Source organism: Thioclava sp. JE_KL1 (assembly GCF_009296265.1).
GTDB lineage: Bacteria > Pseudomonadota > Alphaproteobacteria > Rhodobacterales > Rhodobacteraceae > Thioclava.
The window spans coordinates 45,016-59,491 of record NZ_WBJS01000004.1 but is presented as its reverse complement, the minus strand read 5'-3'; the positions used below and the strand labels follow the sequence as shown (position 1 = coordinate 59,491).

Annotated in this window: 12 protein-coding genes; 9 read left to right on the top strand and 3 right to left on the bottom strand. The window is 64.1% G+C overall.

The window, feature by feature from the left end; translation table 11 throughout:
• Positions 1 to 20 precede the first annotated feature (20 nt).
• Entirely contained in the window at positions 21 to 1,511 is a 1,491-nt protein-coding gene (locus tag F8R15_RS08205; RefSeq protein ID WP_152844262.1) for a sensor histidine kinase, read from the top strand.
• 191 nt (positions 1,512 to 1,702) lie between these two features.
• The gene (locus tag F8R15_RS08200; protein ID WP_172976189.1) at positions 1,703 to 2,365 is read left to right on the top strand and encodes a response regulator transcription factor; all 663 of its coding nucleotides are present in this window, start codon (positions 1,703 to 1,705) and stop codon (positions 2,363 to 2,365) included.
• A gap of 39 nt (positions 2,366 to 2,404) precedes the next feature.
• On the opposite strand, the gene F8R15_RS08195 is transcribed toward F8R15_RS08200, so the two are convergent.
• A complete protein-coding gene (locus F8R15_RS08195) occupies positions 2,405 to 3,178 on the bottom strand; it encodes a 3-hydroxybutyrate dehydrogenase (RefSeq protein WP_078520656.1) in 774 nt (257 codons plus the stop codon).
• Positions 3,179 to 3,496: 318 nt separating this feature from the next.
• Between F8R15_RS08195 and F8R15_RS08190 the strand changes: the two genes are divergently transcribed.
• The 7 genes from F8R15_RS08190 (at position 3,497) to F8R15_RS08165 (ending at position 10,372) form a co-directional block, all read left to right on the top strand.
• Positions 3,497 to 5,323, top strand: a complete 1,827-nt coding sequence (locus tag F8R15_RS08190; RefSeq protein WP_152844260.1) for an extracellular solute-binding protein — start codon at positions 3,497 to 3,499, stop codon at positions 5,321 to 5,323.
• Entirely contained in the window at positions 5,320 to 5,439 is a 120-nt protein-coding gene (locus tag F8R15_RS22095; protein ID WP_338113616.1) for a lipoprotein, read from the top strand. The genes F8R15_RS08190 and F8R15_RS22095 overlap by 4 nt, the downstream gene beginning before the upstream one ends.
• A 133-nt stretch (positions 5,440 to 5,572) precedes the next feature.
• A complete protein-coding gene (locus F8R15_RS08185; RefSeq protein WP_078520654.1) occupies positions 5,573 to 5,896 on the top strand; it encodes a hypothetical protein in 324 nt (107 codons plus the stop codon).
• A 209-nt stretch (positions 5,897 to 6,105) separates the two neighbouring features.
• On the top strand, positions 6,106 to 7,626 hold the full coding sequence (locus F8R15_RS08180; protein WP_152844259.1) for a class I adenylate-forming enzyme family protein: 1,521 nt from the start codon (positions 6,106 to 6,108) through the stop codon (positions 7,624 to 7,626).
• Positions 7,623 to 8,270 (top strand): DsbA family protein, encoded by a 648-nt coding sequence (locus F8R15_RS08175; protein ID WP_152844258.1) that lies wholly within the window; start codon positions 7,623 to 7,625, stop codon positions 8,268 to 8,270. The genes F8R15_RS08180 and F8R15_RS08175 overlap by 4 nt, the downstream gene beginning before the upstream one ends.
• 138 nt (positions 8,271 to 8,408) lie before the next feature.
• Entirely contained in the window at positions 8,409 to 9,629 is a 1,221-nt protein-coding gene (locus tag F8R15_RS08170; RefSeq protein WP_232621594.1) for a multidrug effflux MFS transporter, read from the top strand.
• Between the two features lie 68 nt (positions 9,630 to 9,697).
• On the top strand, positions 9,698 to 10,372 hold the full coding sequence (locus tag F8R15_RS08165; RefSeq protein ID WP_253732489.1) for a class I SAM-dependent methyltransferase: 675 nt from the start codon (positions 9,698 to 9,700) through the stop codon (positions 10,370 to 10,372).
• On the opposite strand, the gene mfd is transcribed toward F8R15_RS08165, so the two are convergent.
• Together mfd and F8R15_RS08155 are read right to left on the bottom strand one after the other, a co-directional pair.
• On the bottom strand, positions 10,344 to 13,787 hold the full coding sequence (mfd, locus tag F8R15_RS08160; protein WP_152844257.1) for a transcription-repair coupling factor: 3,444 nt from the start codon (positions 13,785 to 13,787) through the stop codon (positions 10,344 to 10,346). The genes F8R15_RS08165 and mfd overlap by 29 nt on opposite strands.
• A gap of 49 nt (positions 13,788 to 13,836) precedes the next feature.
• Positions 13,837 to 14,370 carry a component of SufBCD complex gene (locus tag F8R15_RS08155; RefSeq protein WP_152844256.1) on the bottom strand — a complete coding sequence of 178 codons (534 nt, stop codon included), beginning with the start codon at positions 14,368 to 14,370 and terminating at the stop codon, positions 13,837 to 13,839.
• Between the last annotated feature and the right edge of the window lie 106 nt (positions 14,371 to 14,476).

Sequence of the window (14,476 nt, the reverse complement as noted above, 5' to 3'; positions counted from 1 at the left end):
GCCAAAGGACGCAAGGGACTATGGGACAAAGGTCTAAGAGTGATGCGACCAAGGTCGGGGGTTTGGGGGCCCCGGACCCGGTGCAGACGGTGCGAAATCCGCTGCGCTGGTTTCTGGGGTTTTCGCTGTCGCTGCAGTTTCTCGTGGGGCTTGGGCTGGTGCTCAGCCTCCTGCTCGCCTCCCTCGCGTACTGGATCAACAACCGTGCGACGACGCGGCTGCTCGACGCCTCTGCAGACACCGCCGCCTTCTACATGCAGAACCTCTTGCAGCCGCATGTGCAGGCGCTGGGCCAATCGGAGGCCTTGCTCCCCGGGGATTTCGCAGCCCTGGATGCGCTCGCGGAGGGGTTTCGCAAACAGGGCAATTTCCTCGCCATCAAGATCTGGAGCCGCGAAGGGAAGCTGGTCTTCGCGCCCGAGACCGGGCATGGCCACGTCCTACCCGACGACGAGATTTTCGAGGCACTCGAGGGGAAGGTCTTCGGGCGCTTTCCCGATCTGGAGGACGCCGCCCATGATGCCGAACGCGCGCTGGGCGTGCAGCTCTATGAGATCTACGCCCCGCTGCGCGATCTGGAGACCGGCGCTATTCTGGCGGTGGGCGAATTCTACCAGAATGCCGACGTGGTCCGGGGCGCGCTGCTGACCTCCGCCAAGACGACGTGGCTCTTCGTCGGGCCGGTGGCGATCATCGTCTTTACCATGCTCTACCTGATCGTGCGGCGCGGCAGCCTGACGATCGAGCGCCAGACCGTCGAGCTCCGCCGTCAGTTCGCCGAGCGCGAGCGTCTGCTGCTGGGCAATTCGCAATTGCACCGCTCGATCGCCGAGGCAGCCCAGAACGCCGCCAATATCGACGAGCGCGCGAAACGGCGCATCGGGGCGGACCTGCATGACGGGGCGTGCCAGCTTCTCTCCTACCTGGTGCTGGAGATCGACCGGCTGGAGCATATGATTCGTTCCCCCGGCGCGACCGATGAGCCGAAAGCGGCCGGGATTGTCGCGGAAATCAAGAAAGTCGCGCGCAAGACGATGGAGGAAATCCGTGCCATCTCGGGCGGATTGGTCGCGCCGCAATTCGACGCCGCGCCGACGCTTGCCGCGCTGATCGAAACGCTCGCCACGGACCATGGCCGACGCACCGGGGCGCAGGTCACACTCGCGCTTGCGCCGGGCGCGCCGGAGCTGACCGAGACGACGCGGCGCACCTTGGGTCGGATCGTGCAGGAAGCCCTCGCCAACGCCGCGCGTCACGCGCCCGGATCGAGCCAGAAAATTGAAACCTATCAAGAAGATGGCTCGTTCGTCCTGCGCATTTCCGACAGTGGCCCGGCCCCCGGCTGCACCGTCGAGCAAGAGCGCGAATACCGCGAGGGTGGGCTTGGTCTGCCGGGAATGCAATTCCGGGCGCAATCGCTCGGCGGCACGCTCGAATTCCGACGTCTCGAGCCGCAGGGCGCGGAGGTGGTTTGCCGCATTCCGCTCGCTCCAGACGCCCCCTGCAGGTGACGCGCACGTAATCCTAACGGTCTATAGCCATAGCCAGATGGGACTATTCTGTAAGCGTCTTTCTTTATTGTGTTTATTCAGGACACCTTCATTCTGTTGGTCAGGGGGAAGAAGGATTTCGCGGCATTCCGGACGGCATGGCCGTCGCGCGTTGGGGAACGCGGTTGCGGGATCGTTTAAGGGGTATTTCCATGTCTAATTTCGTGCCGACGACGGCTTGTATTGTCGATGATCATCCAATTTTCCGGCAGGGGCTGTGTGCCGTCCTGCAAGACGCGCTCGGGATCGACGTGATCGATCAGGGCAGTTCTGCCATCGACGCGATCGAGCTGGCCCGGACGCGCAGGCCGGACGTGATGATCCTCGATCTCAGCATGCCCGGCGGCGGGCTGAACGCGCTGCGCAAGATCATCGACCATGACCCGTCCATGCAATGCATCCTGCTGACCGCCTGCGACGAGCCTGCAACCGCGATCGAAGCGATGAGCGCGGGGGCAAAGGGCTACATTCTCAAGGGCGTGGGCGTCTCGGAGTTGCAGGCCGCGATCGACGCGATCCTGCATGGCGGCACCTTCGTCTCGCCCAGCTTTGCGGCGGCGCTGCTGCAGGCGGCGCTATCCGGTCAGGAGAAATCCGAGAGCGAGAACCTCACCCATCGCGAAATGCAGGTGCTGCGGGAGTTGGAACGCGGCAAGACCAACCGCGAAATCGCCACGCGCCTCGCCATCAGCGAGAAGACGGTGAAGTTCTACATGACGAATATCATGCAGAAATACGGGGTGAAGAACCGCCTGGAGGCCGTGATCGCCCATCGTCAGGCGCATGAGCGCGCGCTCTCGTCGCGCCCCTATTGATCCGGCGGAGCGTTGCCGCTCCGCCAGAGGGGTTTCCGATTACAGTGCAGTCCAGCCGCCATCGACCGAGATCGTGGTCCCGGTGATCTGTGCCGCCGCGTCCGAGCACAGGAACACCGCGGTGCCGCCGATCTGCTCGACCGTCGCGAATTCCTTCGAGGGCTGACGCGCGAGGATGACCTTCTCGATCACCTCTTCCTCGGTCATGTTGTATTCCTTCGCGGTGTCGGGGATCTGCGCCTCGACTAGCGGGGTCTTCACATAACCCGGGCAGATCGCGTTGACGGTGATGTCTTCCTTCGCGGTCTCGAGCGCGGTGACCTTGGTCAGGCCCACAACGCCGTGCTTGGCCGAGACATAGGCCGATTTATAGGGCGACGCGGTCAGACCATGCGCGGAGGCGATGTTGACCACCCGGCCCCAGCCCGCCTTGCGCATCATCGGAAGCGCGACGGCGGTGGTGTGGAAAGCCGAGGTCAGCATGATCGCGATGATCGCATCCCATTTCTCGACCGGGAAGTCCTCGATCGGCGAGACGTGCTGGATGCCCGCATTGTTCACGAGGATATCGCATTTGCCCGCCTGCTCGATCAGCGCGCGCGCCTCGGCGCCTTTCGACAGATCGGCCTTGATGTAGCGTGCGGTGACGCCGAATTCCTTCGCGATATCGGCGGCGAGCTGATGGTCCTCATCGCGATCGGTGAAGGAGTTGATGACGACATCGGCGCCGGCCCGCGCCAGTTCGCGCGCGACCCCGAGACCGATCCCGGAATTCGACCCGGTAATGACGGCGGTTTTTCCCTGAAGCGACATGTTCTCTCCTTCGGTGGCGATAAGTTACGGATTCGCCGGGATCATGCCGTGCCGCGCCTGCGAACGCCATGCTGCAAGCGCAATACCGCGTGATATCGCGGTGAGGACCTTGTTTTCTTGGGGGATGACGTAAAAAAAGACGCCCGCGCTAGGGCGGGCGTCAAGTCATGAGGCAGGTTTCATACAGGCAAGAAACCTATCGAGCAGTGCATCCCTTATAAGCAATCCTGCGCCGCTCTCCAAGGGAAAAGTTTGCGCAGTTTCAAACCTCTCGCTAGCTTGGCGCCAATAAATGCAGGCAAGGCAGGGATTGTTAACATGACGAGATCGGTGTTTTTCCATTTACTCGGCGGGGCGCTTTTCGGGCTCGCCCCTGTATTTACAGGGATCGCCGCCGCGGAGCCACAACCTGCGATTGCAATGTACGGAGAGCCTGCACTTCCGGCCGGCTTTACCCACCTGCCCTATGCCAATCCCGACGCGCCCAAGGGTGGCGAGATCAGATTTGGCGTGGCCGGCATGTTCGATTCGCTTAACCCGTGGATTTTGAACGGCCGCCCGGCGGAGGGAATCAGCCGCTATGTCGCCGAATCGCTGATGGGCCGCTCGATGGACGAGCCTTTCACGTTGTACGGGCTTCTCGCCGAATCGGTGGAGACCGATCCTGATCGCACCTGGGTGGAGTTCACCCTGCGCCCCGAGGCGAAGTTCTCCGACGGCAATCCGGTGACGGTCGCGGATGTGATCTGGTCCTATGAAACGCTCGGGACCGAAGGCCATCCGCGCTACCAGAACGCCTGGTCGAAGGTCGAGAAGATCGAGAAGACCGGCGAGCGCAAGGTCCGCATCACCTTCAAACCCGAGGTGAAGGACCGCGAAATGGCGCTGATCATGGGGATGCGCCCGGTGCTGGAGAAAGCGCAGTGGGAGGGGCACAACTTCGCCTCCACCACCAATATAGCGCCGATCGGGTCCGGGCCTTATGTTGTGGGCCGCGTCGATCCCGGCAAATTCATCGAGCTGAAGCGCAACCCCGATTACTGGGGCAAGGATTTGGGTTTCAACAAGGGCCGGAACAATTTCGACACGATCCGCTACGACTATTTCGGCGATGGCGGGGTCGTGTTCGAGGCCTTCAAGGGCGGCGAGACCGACAGCTATACCGAATGGAACGCCGCCGACTGGGGCCGCAATTACAACTTCCCCGCCGTGCAATCGGGCGACGTGGTGAAATCCGAGATCCCGAACGGGCGCCCCTCGGGGATCAAGGGGCTGGTGATGAACACCCGCAACCCGGTCTTCGCCGATTGGCGGGTGCGTCAGGCGATGATCGATGCGTTCAATTTCGAGTTCATCAACAAGACCATCAATGGCGGCGCGGAGCCGCGGATTTCCTCCTACTTCTCGAATTCCGAGCTTGGGATGGAGCACGGCCCCGCAGCGGACAAGGTCAAAGCCCTGCTGGAGCCGTTCGCAGATCAGCTCCCGCCCGGCACGATTGACGGCTATTCGCTGCCGAGTTCGGATGGTGGCGTGCGCAACCGCAAGAACATGCGCGCCGCGGCGAAGCTGCTGGAAGACGCGGGCTGGCAGGTCGATAGCGATGGCGTTCTGAAGAAGGACGGCAAGCCCTTCACCTTCGAGATCGTGCTGCAGCAAGGCGCGGCCGAAACCCAGAGCATCGTCGATATCTACATCGAGGCGCTCAAGAAGCTGGGCATTTTCCCGAAAGTGACCGTGATCGACGACGCGCAATATACGCAGCGCACCAATGCCTATGATTTCGACATGGCATGGTACTGGCGCGCGCTGTCGCTGTCGCCCGGCAACGAGCAGAACCTTTATTGGGGTTCGAAAGGCGTGAAAGAGCCCGGCTCGCGCAACTGGATGGGCATGAACTCCCCGGCCGCCGAGGCGATGGTCAAGGCCATGCTCGACGCCAAAAGCCACGAGGATTTCGTCGCCGCGACCCATGCGCTCGACCGAGTGTTGACTGCAGGTCGCTATGTCATCCCGATCTGGTATGCCCCGGTTGACCGCATCGCCCATATCAAGCAGCTTCACTACCCTGAGAAGACCCCGCTATACGGGGCATGGCCGGGTTTCCAACCCGATGTCTGGTGGTATCAAGAGGCAGGACAATGAAAAAACTCATCCTTCTGGCAGCAGTCGCTGCGGCATTGGCGGGCTGCAACACGGTGGCCGGTGTGGGCGACGACATCTCTGGCGGTGCGCGCTCGGTGCAGGGCTGGTTCAGGTAAACTCCCGGAACTGATCACGATATGGAACCGCGCGAGGTATCTTTGCCTTGTGCCTTGCAAAGCCCCCCGGGCGTCCCTTTCTCAGAAATAGGGCCGCCCGTGAGACGAGCCGCGAAGAAAAGGATCAAAAGCGATGAAATGGCACCATATCGAGGAAAACTGGGCGGCATTTTACGAGGCGATCGTGGACAAATGGCCCGAAGCCGACGAGGCCGAACTTGACGAGATCGACGGCGATCAAAAGGCCTTCATCCGGTATATCGCCGAGCTGACCGAACAGGAGCCGGCCGACGCGCGCGACGAAATCCGCGACTGGATGCGGGGCGAATTGCCCTCCGACGTGGTCATGGACCCGACCCATGACGGTCATTCGATTGCGCTGTCGGCGAAATATGTCGGCGAGGGCGAAGACGAGTATGACGACGACGCCCGCTTCGGCGACGACGACGAAGAGTGAGCGTCGCGCGCATGACCTAGGTTGCAGGGGGCTCTGCCCCCGCGGCTGCGCGGCCCTTAGCTTGCGCTCCGGGCGTTCGGCGGGGCGTCCTTCCTCCGGAAGGCCGCTCGTCCCGCCTCACCCCCGGGATATTTTCGCCAAGGCGAAGCGAAAGTGATGTCGGCGCGTTCGGGCTTGCTCGGGCGCGTGCTGCGTCCTAGCTAGGCTGCATGGATTCCGTTTACCGCACAGACCCGATCCCCGACCCGCCTAGCGCCTTCAACATGGCCGCACATGTTTTAGCGGCTGGCGCGGCGACCCCCGACAAGCTCGCGATGCAGATCGTGAAGCCCTCGGGCGCGCAGCGTTGGTCCTATGGGCGGCTGATCGCGGCGGTGCGCGGTGCGGGGACGCTTTTGCTCGAGGCGGGGCTGACGCCCGGCGACCGCGTGATGCTGCGGCTGGGCAACGGGCCGGAATTTCCCATCGCTTTCCTTGGCGCCATCGCCGCCGGGCTCGTGCCCGTGCCGACCTCGGCGCAGCTGACCGAGGCCAAGATCACCAAGCTCGCGGCCGATCTCAATCCGGCGGCGGTCGTGGCGGGCGACGGGATCGCCCTGCCCGAGCATCCGGCGCGCGTGATTCCTGCCGAAATTCTGCGCAAGGCCGAGGAGGCCGCGCCCTGCGACTACGCGATGGGCGATCCGAACCGCCTCGCCTACATGATTTTCACCTCCGGCACGGGCGGTTCGGCGCGCGCCGTGATGCAAGCTCATCGTGCGATCTGGGCGCGCCAGATGATGTATCGCGGCTGGTATGGCATGGGGTCGGACGACCGTCTGATGCATGCGGGTGCCTTCAACTGGACCTACACGCTCGGGACCGGGCTGATGGATCCGTGGACGCTCGGCGCGACCGCGCTGATCCCGGCGGACGGGGTGGAGCCGCGCAGCCTGCCCTTGCTGCTCAAACGGTTCGACGCGACGATCTTCGCAGCCGCCCCCGGGGTCTATCGGCAAATCCTGAAGCATCACGAGACGCTGTCGCTGCCGAAGCTGCGCCATGGGTTGAGCGCTGGCGAGGCGCTGCCAGACCCCACGCGCGCGGCCTGGAACGCGGCGACGGGCACCAAGGTTTATGAGGCGCTCGGCATGTCGGAATGCTCGACCTTCATCTCGGGCAGTCCGGATCATCCCGCGCCGCCCGGTACCTGCGGCTATCCGCAGGCGGGTCGTCATGTCGCCGTGCTGGGCGAGGATGGGCAGCCGGTGCCCCGTGGCGAGCCGGGTCAGCTTGCGATCCATGAAAGCGATCCGGGGCTCTATCTGGGCTATTGGAACGCCCCCGAGGAGACGGCGGCGCGCCGGGTCGGCCCGTGGTTCGTGACCGGCGACACGGTCTCGATGGGCGAAGACGGTGCGATCACCTATCTCGGGCGTGGCTATGATATGATGAACGCGGGCGGCTTCCGGGTCTCGCCGATCGAGGTCGAAGAGGTCATGCATGACTGCCCCGGCGCAGGCGACGTCGCCGCCGTCGAGATCGCGGTGAAGGCCGATGCCAGCGTCATCGCGCTCGCCTATACCGGCGAGGCCGGGGAAGACGCGCTGCGCGCCCATGCCGAGGCGCGGCTTGCACGCTACAAGCAACCCCGCCTTTACGCCCATATCGCCGCCCTGCCCCGCAACCGTAACGGCAAGGTGCTGCGCTCGGAAATCCGCGCCATGCTGCAACAGGAGGTCACCTCATGATCACGCTCGATATTTTCGCCGATCCCGTTTGCCCGTGGTGCTTCATCGGCAAGGCGCGTCTGGACCGGGCCTTGGCGCAACGACCCAACCACCCGTTTCAGCGCGCCTGGCAGCCGTTCGAGCTGAACCCGACGATGCCGCCCGAGGGGATGCCGCGCGCGGATTACCTGCAGGCGAAATTCGGTCAGGACGGGGCCGCGAAGATGCATGTGCAGCTCCTAGAGATCGCTGAGGCCGAGGGCTACGATTTCCACCCCGAGCGCGTCACCCACCAGCCCAACACGCGCAACGCGCATCGCCTGCTCCATTGGGCGGGGCTGGAAGAGCGTCAGGAGGACGTGATGGAGGGGCTGCTGGCCGCGCATTGGCGCGACGGGCGCAATATCGGCGACGCGACCGTGCTGTGCGAGGTGGCGGAGGCCGCGAAGATGGATCCGCGACTGGTGGAGCGGCTGCTGGCCTCGGATGCCGATATCGACACGATCGTCGCCAAGGAAGCGCATGCGCGCGAGCGTGGGATCAACGCGGTGCCCTCGGTCGTTGTCGCCAATGCTCATCTTGTGAGCGGCGCACAGCCGACCGATTTGTGGCTGAAGGTGATCGACGAGCTGTCCGGCGCACCCTCCGACGCGACCCAGCACTGACCGCTTTGTCCGGCGTCGCAACCGCCGTCACTATCGCGTGAGCGCACAGGGGGCTGCGCGCCCGGCCCTCTGGCCAAATTGGCGCAGCCCCCTATGCTCGCGCTTCGAATAAATCCGACTTTCGGAAAGTCCCCCAGAATGTCTCAGATCTCTGACGCGCCCCGGGCGCGCACGCCTCTTTCGCTGCCCGAACTGACGGTCATGCTCGCCTCGCTAATCGCGACGGTCGCCTTCTCGATCGACGGGATGCTGCCGGCCCTACCGCAGATCGCGGAAGAACTGAGTCCCGATGCGGTGAACCGCGCGCAGTTGGTGCTGACCTCCTTCGTTCTGGGTATGGGCGTCGGCACGCTGTTTGCCGGGCCGATCTCGGATGCGCTCGGGCGTCGCAAGACCATCGCAGGCGGGATCGCGATCTACATGGTCGGGGCATTCGTCGCCGCCCATGCGCAGAGCCTCGAGGCGCTGCTGGCCGCGCGGGTGCTGCAAGGGATCGGCGCCTCGGGGCCTCGGATCACCGTGATGGCGCTGGTGCGCGATCTGTTTGCCGGGCGCGAGATGGCGAAGATCACCTCCTTCATCATGATGATCTTCATCCTCGTGCCCGCCGTGGCGCCGTCGATCGGCCAACTCGTGATCGCGTTTGCGGGCTGGCGCGGCGTGTTCTGGGCTTTCATGGTCTTTGGCTGCGTCGGCGTGAGCTGGCTGATGATCCGGCAACCGGAAACGCTCGCTCCCGAGGATCGCCGCCCGTTGAACGTGTCGAAGCTGCGCGCTGCGGCGCTGGAGGTGATCACCCATTCCGATGTGCGGCTCTATATCGTGACCATGACGCTGGGTTTCGGGCAGATGTTCGCGCTGCTGTCGACCGCGCAACAGCTTTACGCGGCGCATGGCGTGACCGACACTTTCCCGATGTGGTTCGCCATTGGCGCGCTGATGGCGGGCACGGCCACGATCTTCAACGCGCGCTACGTGATGCGGCTGGGGATGCGCAAGATCGTCAAGGGGACCTATATCTCTCAGGTGGCGATCTCTGCGGTCATGCTGGTGCTGGTGCTTAGCGGTCTGACCGACGGTGCGTCGGGCTTCCCGTTCATCTTCGTCTATTCGGTCTCGGTCTTCGCGATGGCGGGCCTGACCTTTGGGAACCTGAACGCGCTGGCGCTGGAGCATATGGGTCATATCGCCGGCATGGCGGCCTCGATCGTGGCCGCGATCTCGACGGTCGGCGCGGTGGTGATCGCAGCCCCCGTGGGTCTGTCCTTCAACGGCACGGCACTGCCAATGGTGGTCGCGACGTTGATCTGTTCGAGCCTCGCCTGGTGGCTGATCCGCAAGACGCAGGAGACCGACTGACGGGGCTTTACGCACGGGGGCAAAGGGCGCATACCCGCGCATCTTTCCCCGATCCCGAGTCGTTTCTGATGTCCTCGCCCTATGCCCGCCCAGGGTTCTACGATGAGGCGCTCGCCAAGGGCCGCCACCGCGACATCGTGGGCGGTCGCTGGGACGAGACGGGCCGTGCGCAGATGGCCGCGCTTATGAATCACGGATTGCGACCCGATCACGTGCTTCTCGATATCGGCGCGGGCGCGTTGCGGCTTGGCTGCAAGGCGGTGCCCTATCTGGAGCCCGGTCACTACTGGGGTACGGATGCCTCGCGCGCACTGATGCTGGCGGGCTATGCGGCGGAGCTTGACGCCCGCGACCGGCTCGATCCTGTGCAGCTGGTCGAGGATGCGGATTTCACCTTCGCCGGTGTCACCGACACGATCACCCATGCCATCGCCTTCGGCGTATTCCCGCATCTTGAGAGCGACGCAATTGCACGCTGTCTCAATGGGTTGCAGCGCTTTCCTCATCTGGAATGCGTGCTGATGACGGTGTTCCTCGCGCCCAAGGATGCCACGAGCCACCGCCAGAAGGACGGCGTCGTCACCCATGCCGCTCGCGCGCCGTATCACCTCTCGGAAACCGCGCTCTACGCGATGGCGGACGCCTCAGGCTGGCGCCTCACCCGCGACGACCGGATGCTGCCGCGCGGACAGGTGATGTTCCGCGCGGAGCCGCTCAGGCCTTCGCCTTCTTCGCCTCGATAACCTTCTCGGCCAGATCGCGGGCAATCGCGAAAGCGCCCTTGATCTTGTCCTTGTCGTTCTTCCAGTCGCGGCGAATGACCAGCTTGTTGTCCTTCACCTTGGCCAGATCGCGCTGCGCGGTCAGGAATTCCACGAGACCCTGCGGGTTCGGGAATTTGTCGTTGTGGAACTGGACGGTCGCGCCTTTCGGACCGGCATCGAGCTTGGCGATCATCGCGCGTTTGCACATCGCCTTGATCCGGACGACCAGCAGCAGCGTGTTGACCTCTTTCGGCAGTTCGCCGAAGCGGTCGATCAGTTCGGCAGCGAAGCCTTCCAGCTCGACCTTCGTGGTCAGGCTCGACAGGCGACGATAGAGGCCGAGGCGCACGTCGAGATCTGGGATGTAGGCCTCCGGGATCATCACCGGTACGCCGAGATTGATCTGTGGCGACCAGTCGCCATCCGCCGTCTCGGTCAGCTCGCCCGATTTCAGCTTCGAGATCGTCTCTTCCAGCATCGACTGATAGAGTTCGTAACCCACCTCGCGGATATGGCCCGACTGTTCCTCGCCCAGAAGGTTGCCAGCGCCGCGCAGATCGAGGTCCTGGCTCGCAAGGTTGAATCCCGCGCCGAGGCTGTCGAGCGACCCCAGAAGACGCAGCCGTTTCTGCGCCTGCGGCGTCAGCGGCATCCGCGGTTTCGTGGTCAGGTAGCAATAAGCACGCGTCTTCGCGCGGCCCACCCGGCCCCGGATCTGGTAAAGCTGGCTCAGGCCGAACATATCGGCGCGGTGGATCACCATCGTGTTCGCGGTCGGAATATCGAGGCCGCTTTCGACAATCGTGGTCGCCAGCAGAACGTCGTATTTGCCGTCGTAGAAGGCGTTCATCCGGTCATCGAGTTCGCCCGCCGCCATCTGGCCGTGCGCCACGAGATATTTCACCTCCGGCACGTGGGTTTGCAGAAATTCCTCGATTTCGGGAAGATCGGAAATCCGCGGCACGACATAGAAGCTCTGCCCGCCCCGGTAATGCTCGCGCAGCAGCGCCTCGCGCACGGTGACGGTGTCGAACTCCGAGACATAGGTACGGATTGCGAGCCGGTCGACGGGCGGCGTGCCGATGATCGACAGATCGCGCACCCCCGTCAGCGAGAGTTGCAGCGTGCGCGGGATCGGCGTCGCGGTCAGCGTGAGTACGTGAATTTCCGAGCGCATCTCTTTCAGGCGCTCTTTGTGCTGCACGCCGAAATGCTGCTCCTCGTCGATGACCAGAAGGCCGAGATTGGCAAATTTCACCGACTTGGCCAGCACCGCATGGGTGCCGATCACGATATCGACCGTGCCATCGCGCAGCCCCTCGCGGGTTTTGGTGGCTTCCTTGGCGGAGACGAAACGGCTGAGCGGCTTCACGTTCAGCGCGGTGCCGCGGAAGCGTTCGGCGAAGGTTTTGTAATGCTGGCGGGCAAGCAGCGTTGTCGGCGCGATCACCGCGACTTGCATGCCCGATTGCGCGGCGACGAAGGCCGCGCGCATCGCGACCTCGGTCTTGCCGAAGCCCACATCTCCCACGACCAGACGATCCATCGGCGTGCCCGATTTCAGATCGTCCACGACGTCTTCGATCGCGCTCATCTGATCGTCGGTCTCGGTATAGGGGAAGCGCGCGGCGAAGCTTTCCCACTCGTGATGCGGCGCTTCCAGAATGGGCGCGTTGCGCAGGTGACGCTCGGCCGCGATCCGCATCAGCTTGTCGGCGATCTGGCGGATACGCTCTTTCAGCTTGGCCTTTTTGGCCTGCCATGCGCCGCCACCAAGCTTGTCGAGCAAGCCCTCCTCATGGCCGTAACGGCTGAGCAGTTCGATATTCTCGACCGGCAGATAGAGCCGGTCGCCGCCCGCATATTCCAAGAGCACGCATTCATGCGGTGCACCAAGGGCCGTGACCGTCTCCAGCCCCTTGTAGCGACCGACCCCGTGATCGACATGGACTACCAGATCGCCGGGCGACAGCGTGGTGTGTTCGGTCAGGAAATTCTCGGCCTTGCGCTTGCGCCGCGGCTTCGAGACGAGCCGTTCGCCCAGCACGTCCTGCTCGGAGATCACGGTCATCTCGCCACCGTCACGTGGCGCTTCGAACCCCTCGTCGAGCGGCCAGACCGTGAGGTTCACCCCCGGCCCGATCTCGCGCGCAGAGCCGATCAGCTTGGCACCGATCAGCCCCTCGTCTTCCATTAACCCGCGCAGACGTTCGCGCGCGCCCTCGGACCACGAGGCGATCACCACGGGCCCATCGGCCAGACGCGCCTGAACATGATCCTTCAAGGCGCTGAACAGGCTGACGTTTTCGACCTTGCGCTCGGGCGCGAAATTGCGCCCCACACGCCCGCCCGCATTCAGGATGCCAGGTCCGGGCGGTGCCGGGATCACCTGTAGACGCAGCACGCGAAGCGGCTTCAACACCGCCTCCCAACCCTCTGGGTTCAAATACAAAAGCTGCGGCGGCGCGGGTTTGTAGACCGAATCCAGCCGGTCGCGCCGGGTCATCGCCTCGCGCCGCGTGTCGTACTGATCCGCGATGCCTTCCCAGCGGCTTTCCTGCTGCGCGGCGATCTGATCGTCGAGCATCACCGACGCGTCGGGCAGATAGTCGAAGATGGTCTCGAGCTTTTCATGGAAGAAGCCCAGCCAATGCTCCATCCCCGCCTGTTTGCGCCCTGCCGAGACGGCCTCGTAAAGCGGGTCTTCCGCGCCGCCCGAGCCGAATTCGATCCGGTAATTCTGCCGGAAGCGCGTGATCGCGGCTTCGTCGAGAATGACCTCGGAGACTGGGGCCAATTCCACGCCTTTCAGCTTCTCGGTCGTGCGCTGGGTCACCGGGTCGAAGCCGCGCGCGTCGTCGAGCACATCGCCGAACAGATCGAGCCGCACCGGCCCGCCCTCGCCGGGCGGGAAGATGTCGATGATGCCGCCGCGGATCGCGTAATCGCCGGGCTCGGACACGGTCGAGGCCTGCGAGAAGCCCATCCGCACGAGGAATTCGCGCAACGCCTGCTCGTTGATCCGCTTGCCGACCTGCGCGGTGAAGCTCGCACCGGCCAGCACCTCGCGCGCGGGCACGCGCTGCATAGCGGCCGAGAGCGTGGTCAGAAGAACGAACGGCCCGGGCATCCCCGAGGCGAGCGCTGCCAGCGTCGCCATCCGCGTGGCCGAGATATCGGCATTCGGCGAGACCCGGTCATAGGGCAGACAATCCCAGGCCGGAAAGTCGAGCACCGTCGCCTCGGGCGCGAAGAACGCGAGTGCCCCGCGCATGGCCGCCAGACGGCGATCGTCGCGCGCGACATGGATGACCGATTTGCCCTTGGCGAGCTCTTTGGCCAGCAAGGCGGCGTCGAACCCTTCCGGGGCGCCCGAGAGAAGAAAATGCTCCATAGCCAAGCGAGGTATCGGCCCTGCCGCCGGTGTCAAGTTGCTTCGCGCGTCAAACCAGCATCGAAGCGAGAAGGTTCTGATACATTCCCCAAAGTGCGCTCACGATGATCGCCACCACGCCGATCGCCTGCACGTTCACCCGGTGGCGCGAGAGCGCCTTGATTGCAAGCGTCGGATCATGCGCCAGAGCTGGGTCCGCGTCGAGTTTATGCGCCAGACGCAGGCTCAACCCGAACACCCCCATCATCGGTACCAGCAGCAGCGCGAAAGCTTGCGCGGTCTCCGAGCCATAGATGAAACCGGTGATCAGCAGGAAGCTCAGCATGAACGGGATGGAGATCGACATCGAGACCCCCGCATCGCGCCGGATCCGGTTCAACCTGCGCGCGTTCAGCGCCGTCATCGCGGCTAGATCCTCGGCCGCCTCGCCGCCCTTGCGGCGCGCGCGGATCACCATGTCCCACGGCACGCCCAGCACCCAATGCGAGGCCGAGGACCAGACTGCGGCGAGCGCGATCCAATACCACAAGTTGGAAAAGCTGCGCAGGTCGATCAGCCGCGCGATCGTGTCGAAAACTTCCAAGCCCCTCGCCCTCGTTCTTCCGGGTCGTCGTGTCGCGGCCCCTCCTGTCGATGCATAGACCAGCCTCGGGCCGAGCGGAACCCCGCGCGGATCGGCCGCGCTTGCC